This is a genomic window from Spirosoma humi (assembly GCF_054776575.1).
In genome coordinates, this window is the sequence record NZ_BAAHBR010000003.1 from 448,589 (window position 1) to 465,169 (window position 16,581).

Consider the following 16,581-nt stretch of genomic DNA (forward strand, 5'->3'; position numbering starts at 1 on the left):
GTAAATTACCCCCGCATATCGAAACGCATTCCGGCGGGTTACGCCCGACATAGCCGAATACAGATGCGTCACGAGTGAATAACCGTTTTCATAGGCCGTAAGCACATCATCGTATAGAGCATCAGTATGGGCAATGGCGGCTATAATCCCTTTCCGGCGCAACCGCTGCCCAAAAGCAATGGCTCCTGGTAATTCAGGAACTGCGCTCCAGCGCACAATAGACGAGGAGTGATTAAGAATTTCGTCGTACTCGACCGGGTCAGGATTTCGAATATAGCGCGGATCCTGAGCACTCCGTTGACTGAGTGCGAAATAAGGCCCTTCCAGGTGCATACCCAGAAAACTAGCTCCCCGTTTATTGCTCCGATTGGCTGTCTCGTAACTATGGGAACATCGACTGGTCACTCATGGATACCTAAAATCTGACCATCACCAATAACAACGGTTCCACCCTGAATGGCACGATAAGGGGTTAGCAGCGTTCCGTTAACTAGTTTATGTAGCATCATGAGAAGCGCCACCGTTTTACTTTGTGCCCATATATGGCGTAATAGATCAGATACAAGTAGCAGGGAAAAAGCACCCAATAGGCTGTATGCACTGTATATAAGTCAGCAAAATAGCCGTAAAAAAGTGGCATGATAGCGTTACCGCACAACCCCATAATCAGGATAGAGGCCCCAAGTTTTGTAAAGCGGCCAAGTCCATCCAAGGCCAGCGGCCATAGTCCAGCCCAAACCAATGAGTTTGCCAGACCCAGCAACACAACAAACCAGATAGATATATCGACGGTATGTCCCAGAAACGTTACGGTTCCATTCGTGAAAATGATGAGTAAAGTGAATAGTGCTCCTAATAACGTGCAGATGCGTAAGGCGTTCACCTGGCTAATGAAACGGGGAATGGTGATAATGCCAATGACATAGCCACAAATGGTGCAGAACAAGGTATATGAAGGAAAGACCTTGGCTTTGAGCAGGTCAATACCCATTGAATTCGCATAACCAATAATCGTGTCGATGGCAATGACCTGCGTACCTACGTGCAGGAAAATGGCGAAAGCGCCCAGTATTAAATGCGGAAACTGCAGAATACTAGTCTTACCGGCATTAGCGGTTGCTACATCAGGGGTTTCATGTTCCGTGTCGATTTCGGGAAGAGGAGACCGGTATACGAGATAGCCCAGCACAAACAGAAACGTACCCAACACCGCATAAGGCGGAATGACACGCCGAACCAGTTCGTCAAGAGCAACTCCCCGCTGGTTAGCACTCATCGTGCTTAATTGCGCAAATAAATCTGTATCGGTCGGGCGCAAAATGACGGCGGCAAAAACCAGTGGCGAGAGAATCCCGGCAGCTTTGTTACAAATGCCCATGATGCTGATGCGTTGGGCAGCCCGTTCTTTAGGACCCAGTATGGTGATATACGGATTCGTTGCCGTTTGTAGAATAGCCAGTCCAATCCCAATCGTGAACAAGCCCATCAGGAATACTGCGTAGGTGCGGGTCATAGCGGCCGGAATGAAAATAAACGCACCCAGCGCCATTGCCCAAAAACCAATCATCATGCCTTTTTTGAACCCGACGGCTTTTAACAGATAAGACGCTGGAACCGACATAATAAAATAAGCAATATAAAAGGCGAATGCAACGAGATAAGCTTGAAAGCTGGTCAACTCGCAGGCAATTTTGAAGTACGGAATCAGGATGGAGTTCACCCAGGAAATAAAACCGAAGATGAAAAACATGAGCCCGATCAAAAAAATCGAAATCTTGGTTTCCCGCCTGGTCAAGCTGGTGACGTCAATGGCTCGTGTGCTCATTTTGTTGGTTTATAGTGTTGGTTCCCAATCCTTTTCGTACTCGCGCTGCCAGAACTTCAGGGCAGCCTTATTATTCAGGATATGCCCGTTGGATGGGTCAATGTCCAGGGCATTGCCGGAGCGCAGGGCGATGTTTCCCAGTTGACAAAGTAACGTGCTCTGGTGACCACCTACAATGCCCGCTGCCAGGGGCGCGCCTGTCTTGATAGCCACCAGAAAATTTTGCAGATGGGTAGCATCCAGTGCCTGCGACGGGTTCATTTTGTTGCGAGGGTCGATGGGCAAATCGTTCTTTACCTCTTTTACCAGCTTATTATCAAGGTCGAATAGTTTGTAGGCATTGCCGCCCCCATATTCGAGTGAGCCGGTTTCGCCATAGAACGTAACGCCAACATCACTGCCTTCAACGGTTCGACCGTTGCAACTGCGGCCTTCCCAAGTCATGGCGGTATTGTTGGGGAAGGTTAGGTTAATGACCTGCGTGTCGGGCGTTTCCCAATCGTCTTTATAGCGGTAACGACCACCCAGCGAGGTGACTTTATTGGGATAGTCCACCCCCAGTCCCCAGCGCATTAGGTCGAGCATGTGAGTGCCATTGTTCAGGGCTTCGCCTGTTCCCCAGTGCCAGAACCAGTGCCAGTTGTAGTGAATAACGTTGTCTTTGTAGGCGCGACGGGGAGCAGGCCCTTGCCACAAATCATAATTCAGCCAGCTGGGTACGGGTACGGTTTTGCCGATGCCAATCGTTGCCCGGTTGTTGGTATACCAGCCTTTAGCAAAATAAGGTCGGCCGATGGCCCCACTTTTAATATCCTGTATGGCCCGTTTTACATTAGGCCACGAACGCCGTTGGTTGCCCATCTGGATAACGTTTTTGTATTTTGCCGCTGCGGCAACCAGTAACTCGCCTTCGTGTGGGTTGTGGCTGCATGGCTTTTCGAGATACACATGTTTGCCCGCTTTGGAGGCCAGAATAGCGGCTGGAGCGTGCCAGTGGTCGGGAGCGGCAATAACGAGCGCATCCATGTCATTGTCTTCGAGTGCCTTTCTGAAGTCAGGCTGGTTTTTAGGTTTAGACTTCTGAATACCCTCTACAGTTGTAATGCACTTTTGAGCCGCCCGCGTGTCGACATCGCAGATGGTGACAACTTCGCAATTGGGTTGCAATGCGTAGTTGCCAGCCAACGCCAACCCACGACTGTTAACGCCCATGACGCCAACATTTACTTTTTCATTGGCGCCTAGGATACGCCCGTAACTTTTAGGGTTAAAGCCTGGTAAAATACCACCAACCGACAAGGCTGCGGTGCCAATAATCGACTTCTTGACAAAATCCCGTCGAGAGTCTTTAGTCGGGTTGTTTTCACTGTTTATCATAAAACGGGTTTAAGCAATGATCAGTCGCTACTTGCCTTGAGGAGCCCAATAGGTACAGTAACCCGTTGTGTAAACAGGGCCTTTGAAGAGCATACACGAACCACAGTTTTGCCCTTCTTTTGGCGGAAGCCATAGATTGCAGTTGCCGCACTTCGATTCCGGCCGGGGCGATTGATCTACGTAACCCAGCTTTTTTCGTGTTTTCAGATCGGCTTCGCTTACGCCTGAAAAGTCGTTACAGGGGTCAATGGCCGCCTTTTCGTTCTCTTGCCCTGACGTTGTTTTTGATTGGCACCTGCTCAGCACCAGCGATAGTCCCAAAGACGCCGACCCCGTAAAAATGGATTTACTGATGAATTGCCGTCGGGAGTAGTGTTGCGGTTTATTGTCCTGGTTCATTCGTTTATTCTACTTTTTATATAGTGTCTGGCTCCTACTTCACTGCAACCGATTTAACGTCTACTAGACGTTTCAAGCGGGGATCTATGGGCAGGCCCGCGGCTTTTAACCCATTGGTCAAACCCGTTAAGGCGATCGGTTGCCAGTGTGGTTGGTTGTCGAACAGGGTCACTAATTGAACGGCTTCGTCCTTACGGTTACGGGAGCCGATCACAAATGCCAAATCCGTCAGGAGCGTATCTTTTTCGGGTGTTATCGACTTGAAATAGCCGTTACTGCCAGCCAGTTGGCGTGCCAATTCCAGTGAGGAACCCGCTTCAGAACTCAACACCGCCGTTCGAAACCAGGCATCTTTACCGTATTTCTCAAGAATACCCGCCAACGCAGGAGCCACTTGCCGGGCGGGGAACTGTCCCAGACTTAAGGCTGCCTGAAATGCTACCGGAGCCGACGGGTCGCTGGCTTTTTCGATGACGTGCGGCAGGGAAGTCGGGAAACGCTCGGCCATCATCAACCCGTAAGCACGAATATCGGGCTGGGCATCCTGCATCGCTTGTTTTACCAGGCTGACATCCAGTGCATTCAGGCCTTCTAACGTAAAAAACGCGTGCAGGCGTGTTCGTGGGTTACTGTCTTTAGTGAACAGCTCCTTTAGCGCCGGAACGACTAATTTATCCTGTTTTTCGAGCAGAAGCCGTTGGGCCTGTAATCGCCACCATTGATTTGGATGAGCTAGTAAGGCCACCAGTTCCGTACTGGTTTTGCTCCTCAGCTTTGGTTGTACGACGACGGGTTTGCTGGTTTTAGCCGCAATCCGGTAGATACGCCCCAGCTTACTGCCGTTCATAAAATCCATGTCTTCCTTGAGGTCTTCGGGAATGGCCGTGGGCGTTTCGATGTGCTGCCGATACATATCGATCACATACAGCGCTCCATCGGGACCAACCGCGAAGTTGACCGGCCGAAACCAGGGATCGGTTGAGGGAAGGAATTCATGTGCTTTCTCCTGATTGCCCCGTTGGGCCATAAATTTGGGACTGTTGAGTAAGCGCTTCAGGACATCGCGGTGGACAAGATTACCCGCAACCTCGCCCGTGAAGATCGAACCATAATAGTCTGTTGGTAAGGCATCGCCACCATAGTAGGTACCGCCCGAAGCCCCGGTAAAATGGTCGTCGGCGTATTCGTGCCGGTCATTGAGTTTGGCTTCCTCGAACTGCTGGTTCCGGCGTTTCGTACGTTCCTGACGCCAGTAGGGAGCAGGCGTTTCCTGGAACATGATCGGATCGTGATCGGAGATATTCAGCGTTGGCTCTACGGGCGGCAGGTTCTTATGCCGATACAGGTATCGCGCCGGAATAGGCGCCTGCTGAGCATGCAGGCTGTTTTCGGTAAAAAACCGATTGCCCCAATCGTCTATTGCCAGCCCAAATTGACCTGAACTTGACTCTATTTCAAACTGACCCCGGTCCAGCCGAAATCGAAAATCTCCGCCTTTAACGGAAACGGGCTTTGCTGTAGTGTTTCTTGTAAACCGGATTTCACCCTCCCGGCCCGTGTTGGATGCGTAAATCCAGTTATCGACGCTAAGCCGGAGATTGGTAATCTGCGCTTCAGAATTGTCCGCAAAAAAACCAGTGAACAGAATTTCTTTCACATCGGCTCGATGGTCGCCGGTGGTGTCTTTGATGAACAGGATATTGGGCGCGGCCGTCACCAGCAAGCCACCTTGCCAGGGCAAAATACTGGTGGCTTCGGAGAGGTGATCGGCAAAGACTGTTGCCGAATCCATCCGACCGTCGCCGTTCGTATCCGTCAGCATTCGGATGGCCCCTCCCAGCGAACCATCTTCGGGCTTGGCCGGATAATCGGGCATCTCGACCACGAATACGTTGCCGTCTTCGTCAAACACCATTTCAACCGGGTCCAGCACGTTCGGTTCGGCAGCAAAGACCGAAATGGTCAGCCTGTCATCGCTTAGTTTAAAGCTGTTGAGCGCTTCTTCGGGTGTGAGGGCATCCTGATAGTGTGAGCAGGAAACGCATAACCCTGTAGCCAGCATGAATGTGGCAATCCTGAGTCGGTTGTTGATCGAAGTCATGTTGACAGTTGTTTACTAAAACACAGCCGGAATTTTGACCAGGTCCTGAATTTCGTGCCCGTTATGACTGAAGCGAGCCAGCGTATACACCGAGCCATCCGCGCCAATCGCAATCGAATTGACGTAGGTTGGGCGGGAGCCGTCGGCGAAAAAAACAGGACCATGATCGGTATACGTCTGACTCGGGATGTGGAAGGTGATCAGGTGAAGGTTTTCGAGTCCTTTGGCAGCACCCTTCGCAATCTGATCGGCCCCCTTTACCCGTTTACCCGCCTGATAAATTGGTCCGCCGGTGAGGTAATAAATAGTTTCCTGATCCGGACCCGGCTGAAAGCCCAGATACCCATAACTAAACTGGTCGAACATGCCACTCTTGCGCGACGGCTCCGAAGTTAACCGCTCCACTACCTCAATTCGTTGCCGACGGGGATCGAATTTGAACAGATAGCCCGAATTGCCGTGTATGCCATAGGCCACTTGTTCGGGGGCGTACCAGAAGATTTTGCGCCAGTTGTAGCCCATGCTTCCGGGATGCGTTGGATCATATTTGCCGAAGTAGTCGAGCCGTAAATCGACATCGGCGAGTTTTTGAAGACTTTCCTGACCAGGACGATACCTGAAAATATCCCCTTCGGATGTGGAGAAATAAACCGCTCCGTCGCGCGGATCAACGAACATGGAGCGGCATAATACCCGGTAGTCATCTCCGGGAATCCCGGCTTCGCCCTTGGCCGACACAAGACCGATTGTGTTAAGTCTATTGGCCTTGATGTCGTATTGAATAAAATAACCTAATGGCCAGGTAATACCGTACAAATAACCGCGCTCTTTGTCGATGGTCATAGCCAAAATGCCCTCGCCTTCGGGCGCAATAGCCAGATTCTCAAACGCACCGGTCGTTAGGTCGTAGGAAACGAAGTGCCCTCCGGGATAGAGTTTTTTGCCATTCGGCGTATTTTGAGGGAGCCGCTCCATGCCGTCGATCATTTCGTACACGCCGATGTGGGTAGCAAAATACAGCTTGCCGTTGCTTTCGTAAAATCGAACGTGGCTTTTCCCCTGCGGAATGGCATTGGCATCGGTTTCACCACAGATGTCTGTTAAATCAGCTAGCCATTCGGTGCTGTCTGTTGCGGGGTTATATACATAGAACTGCCCTCCCTGCTCGTAGGATTCGGAGCAGAGTATGTAGTATATTTTTCCATTACTGGTGGCTGTAATGGCATTGTACGTATCGTGCGCCATATCGAAACCGGAGAAATAGGAGGTCGCGATGATCGGAGTGGGGACGAGTGCGTCGGCTTCGTTAACTGGATTCATGGTTATTTTTTGTTAGTGGTGCCGGATTCCCGTGGTGTCGGATTTAAGAATCCGACACACAGAGGTTTCTCAAAACCTCGTGTTAGCATGTCAATAGGTTTTGAGAAACCTAACAGGTCAGGTTTGAGAACCTGACCTCACGACAAGTCATCTATAAACATTACTTCAGCTTCTGCATCCCAACCTGGTCAGCCAGTCGGTCTATTTCCTGATTAATCAGGTTCGGTACGTCCGGTGCCCAGGTGCTCGGCAAGCCATAGACCATCTGGGATGATGCGCCTTCATAGCCGCCTTCCTGCAGGATGGTGGCTGAAGGGATGTAGCCCATAACGTCGTTGGAATAGCCCATCACGAAAATGTCCTGCCCAAAGCGTTTCTTACAGTCGAGGGCATATTGGATAACCAGTTCACCACCGAAACTCAGGATGGATTGGGTACCTAACTGCCAGATTTGCAATGGATAAGCGTATCGACTGATAGGGGCTTTTCCTTGCTTCTTTTCGGCCAGTATACGCGTTGCCCATCGTTTAAGATAGCCTTCGTTTTCCTGAATCGTCTTTGTTAATTCAGCTTCGGATGGCGGAGCCGAAAACGGAAGGTCAATCTCTGAATAGGCGGTACGAATCTGGGGCGATAGGGTACGCATGGGCTCGTCGAGGACCCGGTCAACGGCAGCGGCCAACTCCCGTCCATATTGGCGGGCAAGGGCTATTGTTCGTCGGGGCAGCGGATTCTGATCGCCAGCAGCACCCTGAAAGAATAGCGCTGTTACGCCGGGATGCGCTTTCTCCAACTCCAGTTGCGCAAAGCCCGCGTAATCGCCCGACCATTGATATAAATCCAGCACCGTAGGGTGGCAGGCGTACCCAAACACGATGGATTTAAGTTTACCTGTGGTGTCAATAAGTTTGATGACAGGAACGGCATAGTCGTTCGGGCCTTTCAGCTCGGTTTGGTCCAGCAGGGCGCCTTCCTTGTTGTTTCGCCGATTTACCTGAAAGCGCGTAACCCCGTTTTGGGAGAATAATTCAACGGGTTCCAGTTTTTGCAATGCCTGGCCAACCAGCGTCACGATCTGCGCTTCCAACCATCTGGAGTATCGATCAATTTTGGCCTGTTCGGCCGCATCAAACGGGTAAATATCCTGTAGCGCGTTGTCTAACACCGGTCCCGAATGGGTGTGTGAGCTGTTGAGAATAATCTGCGCTTTAGAGAGACCAAACTGGCTGTTCAGTCGTGCGCGGATACGATCCGACATCGCTTTGGGAAAGCCCAGCATATCGGTGGTGACCAGCACGGCCCGTTTGCCCGTTTCGTCTTCCAGCGCCAGCACTTTGGCCCATAAGTCGTGGATTTTCCCCTCCGCAGCGTGGGTACGCGAGGCATAACCCGCCTGCCATTGTGGTTCTTTTGGTGTAATAACTACCCTGGCAGTCCCAGCCTTCCAACCCTTTGCTGCAACGTAGCCAGGAATCAATAACCCTAGCCAGAGTAGCCAGACAAATCCCAGTACGTTTTTCATTTCTGACTCAGGAGTTTGTCGGCGTGGGTGTAAATTTTCTCGGTGGCATTCGCTATTTCATCCATGTCGGCCTGGCTACCCAGCAGCATATTCTGCGTGAACCAGACGGCTTCTTCATTACACAGCCGGTCGTTTTGCGGGCAGTGGTTCTGCTCGACATAGCTGTTGAAGTTCAGCATCGATTTAGGGTATATTTTCTGGAAGTTTTTCGATTTGAACGCGTCATCCAGATACGGCATATTGTTGAGCGTAGCGTAGCCTTTCGAGCAGGGAATCCCCTCGGCGGTGAGGGCTTTCATGAACACCTCGCGCGATAAACCTTTGAAGGCTTCTTTCTTATACCGAAATGGGAAGAGGTGGAAAGCTGCCCGCGTTACATCGTCGTACAGTTTATAGGGGACAATGCCTGGAATGTTCTTAATCCTGTCCTTCAGGTAAGCTGCGTTGGTGTTCCGGGTGGTCGTTTCGGCATCGAGCCGTTTTAACTGGGCCAGCCCAATAGCCGCCTGATACTCGGTCAACCGAAGTTTCGTACCCTGAATAACGGTGCCCGCGCCAATCACCCCCGAAAGCATGCCGTATGGATTGCCGTAGTTATGATACGAGAAACAGCGATCCATAAAGGCATCGTCGTTGCTCACAATGGCACCCCCTTCGCCAATGGCTAGGTTCTTGGAATTCTGAAAGCTAAAGCAGCCCGCATGACCAAACGTGCCTACTTTCTGGTGATTGATCTCGGCCAAGTGTGCCTGACAGGCATCTTCAATCACGACCAGTTTATGTTTTTTCGCAATGGCCAGAATCTGGGGCATGTTGGCGGGTAAGCCCAGAATATGCACCGGAATAATCGCCTTTGTTCGGGGCGTAATCTTTGCTTCAATCTTAGCCGGGTCGATCTGGAACGTTGCGGGGTCAACATCCACGAAGATGGGCATGGCGCCCGTCGCCAGTACGGGTGCTACCGTTCCGATAAACGTGTAGGGGGGGACCAGGACTTCATCACCCCCGCGAATATCCAGTTGAGCCAGTGCCGCCATGATGGCGTTGGTGCCGTTCACAACCGCCAGTGATCGTTTGGCCCCAACAGCCGCTGCCCATTTCGCTTCAAATTCACTTACCACATTACCTCTTGACCAGATGCCACTACGAATCACCTCCAGCAACTGCTTTTCGTCCTGCTCAGGTTTCCAGAGGGGCCAGGTTGGCCATTGGGCGGTTCGGACGGGTTTGCCGCCCAATAAGGCTGGCGGTTCTGCCAACGAAAACGGACCCGGTTTTATGGATGGTTTGGTTGCGGTTTCGGGGGGGGCAACAGGCGTGTCCGTGAGTAGCGAAGGCGTCAGAATGGCACCCAGACCGGTTAATGAGTTTCGTTTTAAAAACTCTCTTCTTGAGACATTGGCGTGCGACATGATCGTGAGGTTTTGAGATTACTGCTTCGCTTTAGCCATGACACTTTCGAGGGTAACGGCCGCCCCACCACGACGCTTGCTTTCGTCCGCAGCTTCCATAAAGGCGAAAATCTCGATGGTTTCTTCAGGCGTAACGGGCACTTTGCCGGTCTCGTAATAGGTGATAATGTCTTGTAAAAGTGGTTCGTAGCCGCCGTAAGGGCCTAACACAAGGTTGCCCGTTTGGGTAAAAACGGTTCCGCCGTAATCATGCTTGCCCGTGCGGGTTCCGCGAACGGTGCCTACGCGTCCATCGGCCCAGGTGCCTACAAGAATGTCGGTGCCATCGGTATGCACACGAACCACCTGTTTGCAGCCTGTCCCCATGACCGTGTACAGCGTTTCCACGCCATGAATGCCGTACCAGTAAAAATCGGGGTGTGTTTTTTCGAGGACAGCGGGGCTAAACGTATCGGCACCCACGACCTTGCTCTTATCGACTTTTTCGATACCCTTAATGTGCCGCAGCGACGAGGCCGAAAAAAGCGGGATGTTGTATTTTTTAGAAGCCTCAAAAATGGCAATGGCATCGGCCAGCGAAGCCGCAACGGGTTTGTCGATGAACACCCGCTTCCCGGCTTTCAGTACCTGTAACGCCTGTTCGAGGTGCAATCGACCGTCGTTGGTCTCCAGCAGTACCACATCGACTTTTTTGAGCAAGTCGCTGATGGAGCGGACGATTTCGACGTTCTGCTTTTTGACTTCTTCAGTATATGCCGGAACGCGCGAGGTGCTGCTCTCAATGTCTTTACTCCCCTGCGGATAAGCGGCCACAACCTTATAACCTAAATAGCCAGGATTGGCATCGGAGGCATTGAGCGCTTTAACAAAAGCGGTACTATGCGAGGTGTCCAACCCGATAATGCCCACCCGTTTGCCAGTTGTCCCGATTGGTCTGGCCTGAAGTAGCGTAGGGGCCAGCAGCAAAGTCGCGCAGCCCTGCGATGTCTGTTTCAAAAATACTCTTCGACTGGATGCTGAGTTCATAGCTTTAGGAGTTTTACACTTTCGCCTGTGTGGTACCACCTTTGCTCATCGAAATGTCGACGGGCTTATTTTTTTGCCACGACCCGCCCGTGAAATCGGGCACATCAATCGAATTAGACCGATGCGCCACCGACCACGCACTTAGCGGTCCAACCGAACTCCACAACGCGGCATCATATACATCCTGATCGAGCGGCAAGCCGTTTCGCAGACAGTCGATGGTTCGCCAGTCCATCAGGAAATCCATACCGCCGTGCCCACCGACATTCTTGGCGATCTCTCCCATTTTCTTGACGATGGGCGGCATGTATTTTTCTTCCAGGGCTTTGATCTCCTTTTCATTCATCCATTCGTGACCCGTTGAATAGCGGGCAGGCTCGGGGTATTTTAACGCAACCCCTTTGGTGCCGCTAACCAGTTGAATTCGGGAATAGGGCCGTGGCGAGGAAACGTCGTACTGCACCATGATGGTCTTCCCCTTCTTGGTTCGGATGGTGGTCGCACTCATGTTGCCGTTGTAGGGCTTGCCCACGTAGGGTTTGTAGAAATCGTCTTTGGCGGCCAGCTCTTTCGCCAAGTTTCCCAGCACAAAATCATTACTCGACATAGAAACCAGGTAATCCATCTGGTCTCCCCGGTTAATATTCAGTACCTGACAAACAGGGCCAAGTCCGTGGGTTGGGTACAGGTTGCCGGTTCGTTTGTACATCTCCTCTAGTTCCCACATCTGGTAGAAATGTTCTTTCGAGAAGACCAGCTCCTGTAGGTTATGGATATAGGCGGCTTCGCAATGCGCTATTTCGCCGAAGAAACCGTGCCGCGCCAGGTTGAGGGTGAGCAATTCCGTGAAATCGTAGCAGCAGTTTTCGGTCATCATGCAGTGCTTCTTCGTCCGCTCCGATGTTTCGACCAGTTGCCAGCACTCTTCCAGGGTTTTGGCCGCCGGAACTTCTACGCAAACATGCTTGCCATGATTCATGGAAAACACCGCAATGGGCGTGTGCAGGGTCCAGGGCGTCACGATGTAAATGAGGTCGAGATCGGTGCGTTCGCAGAGTTTCTTCCAGGCATCAGCACTGCCCGAATACAGTTGCGGGCGGTGCCCATTGGCTTCTATTTTCTTGAACGCCAGGTTCACGCGTTCGGGCCGCAAGTCGCAAAGGGCTTTTATCTCGACACCTTCGATTTTATTCATCCGCTCCACGGCCCCTATGCCCCGGTTGCCAATCCCCACAAATCCAATGCGGACAACATCGAGTTTTGGGGCCGCATAGCCACTCATGTTAAAAACCTGAGGAGGGGTTCTACTGGCTTGTTCGCCAATGGTTGCCAGTTCTTTAGGGGTAGAAGCATAGGCTGAAAATGGACTAGCTGCTATCAGGCTCAAACCACTTAGGCCTGCCGTTTTCAAGAAATTTCTTCGCGTGTTTTCCATGGTCGTTTTTGTATGTAGAGACGGATATTTCCGTCTCCTATGCGTCAGCAAAAAGACTATCGCCTAAAAAGGCGGGCGTGTATCCTTTATCCGTAGCCCATTTTACGGCTGCCAGAATACGATCCCGGAAGTCGGGTTGATAGGCTTCGTAGAAGGGGTAGAAATACTGTTCGTGAACGAGTAAATCGACAAAAGGCGGCAGCCCGGATGGCTTGTTTGCGTAGCTGTCCAAATGCGGAACAATGTCCGAAAGCTCTGTTTTGTCGATAACGATGCTGCTTCGGATGAAAGTGATGTCTTCCTGATTATCGTGCCAGACGAACCGCTTTTTTATATGCCGTCGTTGTTCCACGTTGAGGTAGTACGAAACGGGTGGCAACTCATCATCGACATTGAAATAGCCCAATTGCCCGACGTAGCCCGCATCGCGCAGGGCTCGTGAGCCTTCAACCGTCGATTCTCCCCAATGCAGCGTGGTTACTGGTCCCATCAGGGCCTCGCCCGCAAATCGTAGAATCTGCTCCTTGACGATGGCGCAGTCGTGTTTCACCTGCTCATAACCAGCCTGTTGATAGGGGCGGTCAGGGAACTCACCCCAGGCGTGGAAACTCAGCCGGAGCCAATCGGCATTCGCCTGCCATTCCGCTTTGAAACGGTCGGGAAACTTCGACAGGTTGAACCCCTCCGTCTGGTAAAAAAGGTTGAGGTGGATTTTGGTGCCGTAGGTGGTATGGACCTGCTTCAAAAAGCCTAAATACGGATGGTCGAACAGGGATTGGTAGTTGCCCTGTTGTTGATAAATATCCCGCAGAAACCAGATGTTATCGTCAATCGACAGACGATAATGTCCCGCAAAATTGGGAAGCCAGTATACCTGAATCGACTTGCTTTCTGCCGTGGTGCAGTCGTGAACGGTAATCGTATTCTCGTATTGGTTTAATCGCACTTTCCCCGAAAATACGCCCTGACCATAACTCGCCCTGGTCCCGTTTATGGTTAACGAATGAGACGATGGTGCCAGGAGTTGTACGTCAATTTCCAGGCCGTCGGAAATCGTCACACCATCGCGGGCGTGCAGCATATCGCCATCAATAGGACTTAAGAACTCGATATTATTCATGGTGGTTGATTAGAACGCTGATTTTTATGATCGTTATGGTTTTGATTTTAGGAATCATAGTGACTCCTAATCATCGTAAAAATCAGCGGGCCATTTTTCGTTAAAAGTCGGGGGTAAAAAGCAACTCAAAGGATTTCAGGGGTTCGGTCTTTTTCTGAATCTTATAATCCAGTACTTTCAAATGCAGCTTTCGCCAGAGGCCAAAATCTACATCGAAGCGTCCCAGCATGGTGTTCAGTCGATACGGCATATTTTCCGAGAGCCAGGCCTGCGCATACGCCTGCTTGAGTTCGCCCGTTTCGTCCATGGCATCGACTAGCAGACTGTGGCAGGGATAGGTCAGATCATAGAATACGTAATCATCCTTCTTTTGGGCTATCATCCCATCGTTCCAGCGATCCGTAATCGCTTTGGCCCATAAAAACCGACTGGCCGAATAGTTGATCAACCGCGCCGAAACGAGCATTGACTGAATGAAACTGGTGTCGGCCGGACGGGCCTGCTGAAGTGCCCTGATCAGCCGTGCCTGAGCCTCCTCGGTATGCGTGCGTACTTGCTCAAAATCGGCTTTATGCTCGTTCGTATTGGCCAGATAATAGGCCGAAAATGGATTGGACCAGCTTTCCACGAGGGTGCCACGGGGTAGGCTTTGGGTGTTTTTCCCCAGGCACTTTTCGAGGTACTGACCGGCTGTTGCCATATGGTCGAAAGCGGCCTGCATATCCTGAGTTAAGGCCGGGTAGACGACCGAGCTATACTGTTCAGTAAAGGTAGTCTTGTCGGGCACAGTGCCCTGCCAGGCCGCAATGCAGCCATAAGCCATAAACAGCCAGGAGGCCCGGACAAAGGGCTCAACGGAATCGGTCCAGACAGACGTGATAAAGCCGAGTGTGTTATGCCGAAGACCCGCTTTCAGGCACAGATTTATGTTCTCGTAGGTATAGTTGGCCGATGGATAGATATGCCCCCAGCCAGAAACGGCGGGCTGAATGAAAAATGGTTTCTTCTCTTTTAGAACCGGATTCAGGTAGTTGTTGATGGCGGTTGTATCGGGCGAATATTCCCAGATAACCGGGGTCACATCTTTGGGGAATTTAGCCAGAATGTTCGGGTAAAACGCATTCATATCCGTCCAGGCCAAGAGTGTTTTGCCGTACTGTTTGAACTCGTTGCTCACGAAACTGAGCTGCTGGATATACAGGGCTTCGGGGTCTAGTTTGGCCAGGCCAGTATTGGCCAGCCGCTTCGTTTCCCAGGTTTCGTCGAAGCCAACATGAATGAATGGGCTTTGAAACAGCGTTGTGTACTGTTTAATCCAGTTCTTCAGCAGCGTTTGTACGGCCGGGTTGCGTGGGTCCAGTTCGTGTCCATAATGGCCAATGGCCAGCGATGCATATTTCTCGTTGCGAATCAGCTCGTGTAGGTGTCCGTAGAAATTAACGAACGGAATCACGTCCATGTGGCGCTCGCGGGCGTAGGCTATGATCGTTTTGATCTGCGCCTGCGAATAACTCGCCTTGTAATTTAGCGTCGAATAACCATCCAGTTGAATGCTAACCTCATTGTAGAAGTAATATTGGTTGGTTTTCCAGCGGGCTAAAAAGTCGATCTGCTTTTTGACTTCGTCTACCGTTAGCAGGCCGCCATGCGCAAAGTCCATCATCACCCCCCGGTAAGCCAGTTTGGGTTGGTCGTTAATCGTGACGAAGGGAAGCGTTGCCTTTACTCCCTGACCCTGAAGCAATTGTCGAATCGTTTGCACGGCATAGTACAGGCCGGTTGAGGTTTGGGCGGTAATATCGATGCCTTTGGCCGTGATTGTCATTGCGTATTGTTCACGATGATTGCCGTTGGTAGCTTCATTCGTGCCCGGCAATTCCAGACCGACGGATTTAACCGAATAGTGAATGGTTGATGCCCTAGCCGATGGACTGCCTGACACGGGTTTTCCAGAGCGTTCGGCCAATAGTTTCCTGAGCTGGTCCAGCGCAAAGGCAACATCAGCTGACGCGGTGGGAGGCACATATACCGTCAGGTTCTGGACAGGCAATTCCCCCTGTCCGTATTGAATGGACTGTGGTGCCGGTAGTAAGGCAGGGCGCTGTTGCCCTGACGCTGTTAAACACCAGTAACAAACAATAATACAACTGATCCAGAAGCTTTTCATGATAGCTAGTTAGTCTGGCACGGGCCAATCCGGTGCCCGGTTTACACGTGCCAGACGAGAATGCTGCTGATATTAATATGGGCACGTGCAAGTGCCCGTGCCATATTGAACCAACCTAATAAGTTGCTCGCCCTCCCGATAAATCGAAGGTAAAACCGGTTGTGAAACTGTTTTTTGGGGATACGATGTAAGCCGCCAGGTTAGCCGCTTCATCGAGTGTACCACAGCGTTTCATCGGAATTTTATCGGTCATGTACTTGACCTGCACTTCGGGCATGGCGTCAACCAACGGGGTTTGAATAACTGCCGGAGCTAACGCGTTGACTGTAATGCCCCGTTCGGCGTATTCTTTTCCCTGCACTTTTGCCATGCAGATTACGGCGGCTTTTGAGGCTGAGTAGGCTAACATTCCGGCATTGCCTTCCTTACCGGCAATCGACGCGATGTGTAGAATACGTCCGTAGTTGCGAGCCAGCATGAAGGGCAATGTGGCTTTCGAGGTATAAAAACTGCTCATGAAATTTACGTCAAATACCTTGTGCAGGTTTTCGCTGCTCACCTCATGGCTCTGTACGTTTGTGATACCCGTAATGCCCACGCAGTTAATGAGGGCATCGATATTGCCAAATTGGGCGTGTACCTGCGCAACCGCCCGCGCTACCCGCGCTTCATCGGTGATATCGATACCGATCAGTAAGGCATCTGAGCCGTACTTCTCAAACGCCTGTTGTAAAGCGGCTTCGTTAAAATCGAGTAAGCCAACCTGTGCCCCGTCGTTCAGTAACTTGTGGGCTATGGCTAACCCAAGGCCGGAGGCTGCACCGGTGATCAGCACAACCTGTCCACTAAATTCTCCCATGATACTGTGGTTTTGAGT

General features: G+C 51.3%; 12 protein-coding genes and 1 pseudogene. All 13 read right to left on the minus strand.

Annotated elements, in window-relative coordinates:
- Nucleotides 1-3 precede the first annotated feature (3 nt).
- A pseudogene (locus ACYU8Y_RS05520) lies at nt 4-506 on the minus strand (hypothetical protein); the annotation flags it as partial.
- Nucleotides 506-1,825, minus strand: a complete 1,320-nt coding sequence (locus ACYU8Y_RS05525; RefSeq protein ID WP_460935008.1) for a sugar MFS transporter — start codon at nt 1,823-1,825, stop codon at nt 506-508. The gene ACYU8Y_RS05525 and the pseudogene ACYU8Y_RS05520, both read right to left, overlap by 1 nt.
- A 9-nt stretch (nt 1,826-1,834) precedes the next feature.
- Nucleotides 1,835-3,202, minus strand: coding sequence for a Gfo/Idh/MocA family protein (locus ACYU8Y_RS05530; RefSeq protein ID WP_460935009.1), 1,368 nt, complete (start codon nt 3,200-3,202; stop codon nt 1,835-1,837).
- Nucleotides 3,203-3,229: 27 nt separating this feature from the next.
- Entirely contained in the window at nt 3,230-3,601 is a 372-nt protein-coding gene (locus ACYU8Y_RS05535; RefSeq protein WP_460935011.1) for a high-potential iron-sulfur protein, read from the minus strand.
- Between the two features lie 34 nt (nt 3,602-3,635).
- Nucleotides 3,636-5,702, minus strand: a complete 2,067-nt coding sequence (locus ACYU8Y_RS05540) for a PVC-type heme-binding CxxCH protein (RefSeq protein WP_460935013.1) — start codon at nt 5,700-5,702, stop codon at nt 3,636-3,638.
- A 15-nt stretch (nt 5,703-5,717) separates the two neighbouring features.
- Nucleotides 5,718-7,022 carry a hypothetical protein gene (locus ACYU8Y_RS05545; protein WP_460935015.1) on the minus strand — a complete coding sequence of 435 codons (1,305 nt, stop codon included), beginning with the start codon at nt 7,020-7,022 and terminating at the stop codon, nt 5,718-5,720.
- 160 nt (nt 7,023-7,182) lie between these two features.
- Nucleotides 7,183-8,544 (minus strand): neutral/alkaline non-lysosomal ceramidase N-terminal domain-containing protein, encoded by a 1,362-nt coding sequence (locus tag ACYU8Y_RS05550; protein WP_460935017.1) that lies wholly within the window; start codon nt 8,542-8,544, stop codon nt 7,183-7,185.
- The gene (locus ACYU8Y_RS05555) at nt 8,541-9,956 is read right to left on the minus strand and encodes a DegT/DnrJ/EryC1/StrS family aminotransferase (RefSeq protein ID WP_460935019.1); all 1,416 of its coding nucleotides are present in this window, start codon (nt 9,954-9,956) and stop codon (nt 8,541-8,543) included. Before ACYU8Y_RS05555 ends, ACYU8Y_RS05550 begins: the two co-directional genes overlap by 4 nt.
- A gap of 18 nt (nt 9,957-9,974) precedes the next feature.
- Complete coding sequence (locus ACYU8Y_RS05560) at nt 9,975-10,982, minus strand: Gfo/Idh/MocA family protein (RefSeq protein WP_460935021.1); 1,008 nt, start codon at nt 10,980-10,982, stop codon at nt 9,975-9,977.
- Nucleotides 10,983-10,995: 13 nt separating this feature from the next.
- Entirely contained in the window at nt 10,996-12,417 is a 1,422-nt protein-coding gene (locus ACYU8Y_RS05565; protein ID WP_460935023.1) for a Gfo/Idh/MocA family protein, read from the minus strand.
- A gap of 37 nt (nt 12,418-12,454) precedes the next feature.
- Nucleotides 12,455-13,537, minus strand: coding sequence for a hypothetical protein (locus ACYU8Y_RS05570; RefSeq protein WP_460935025.1), 1,083 nt, complete (start codon nt 13,535-13,537; stop codon nt 12,455-12,457).
- Between the two features lie 100 nt (nt 13,538-13,637).
- Nucleotides 13,638-15,704 (minus strand): glycoside hydrolase family 20 zincin-like fold domain-containing protein, encoded by a 2,067-nt coding sequence (locus ACYU8Y_RS05575; protein ID WP_460935027.1) that lies wholly within the window; start codon nt 15,702-15,704, stop codon nt 13,638-13,640.
- Nucleotides 15,705-15,819: 115 nt separating this feature from the next.
- Nucleotides 15,820-16,563, minus strand: a complete 744-nt coding sequence (locus ACYU8Y_RS05580) for an SDR family NAD(P)-dependent oxidoreductase (RefSeq protein WP_460935029.1) — start codon at nt 16,561-16,563, stop codon at nt 15,820-15,822.
- Nucleotides 16,564-16,581: the final 18 nt, after the last annotated feature.

Excerpts from the sequence above, each read along its gene's own strand:
- ACYU8Y_RS05570 (WP_460935025.1), bottom strand. The coding sequence starts at position 13,537 with ATGAATAATATCGAGTTCTTAAGTCCTATTGATGGCGATATGCTGCAC.
- ACYU8Y_RS05545 (WP_460935015.1), bottom strand. The coding sequence starts at position 7,022 with ATGAATCCAGTTAACGAAGCCGACGCACTCGTCCCCACTCCGATCATC.
- ACYU8Y_RS05555 (WP_460935019.1), bottom strand. The coding sequence starts at position 9,956 with ATGTCGCACGCCAATGTCTCAAGAAGAGAGTTTTTAAAACGAAACTCA.
- ACYU8Y_RS05560 (WP_460935021.1), bottom strand. The coding sequence starts at position 10,982 with ATGAACTCAGCATCCAGTCGAAGAGTATTTTTGAAACAGACATCGCAG.
- ACYU8Y_RS05580 (WP_460935029.1), bottom strand. The coding sequence starts at position 16,563 with ATGGGAGAATTTAGTGGACAGGTTGTGCTGATCACCGGTGCAGCCTCC.
- ACYU8Y_RS05550 (WP_460935017.1), bottom strand. The coding sequence starts at position 8,544 with ATGAAAAACGTACTGGGATTTGTCTGGCTACTCTGGCTAGGGTTATTG.
- ACYU8Y_RS05565 (WP_460935023.1), bottom strand. The coding sequence starts at position 12,417 with ATGGAAAACACGCGAAGAAATTTCTTGAAAACGGCAGGCCTAAGTGGT.
- ACYU8Y_RS05530 (WP_460935009.1), bottom strand. The coding sequence starts at position 3,202 with ATGATAAACAGTGAAAACAACCCGACTAAAGACTCTCGACGGGATTTT.
- ACYU8Y_RS05525 (WP_460935008.1), bottom strand. The coding sequence starts at position 1,825 with ATGAGCACACGAGCCATTGACGTCACCAGCTTGACCAGGCGGGAAACC.
- ACYU8Y_RS05575 (WP_460935027.1), bottom strand. The coding sequence starts at position 15,704 with ATGAAAAGCTTCTGGATCAGTTGTATTATTGTTTGTTACTGGTGTTTA.
- ACYU8Y_RS05535 (WP_460935011.1), bottom strand. The coding sequence starts at position 3,601 with ATGAACCAGGACAATAAACCGCAACACTACTCCCGACGGCAATTCATC.
- ACYU8Y_RS05540 (WP_460935013.1), bottom strand. The coding sequence starts at position 5,702 with ATGACTTCGATCAACAACCGACTCAGGATTGCCACATTCATGCTGGCT.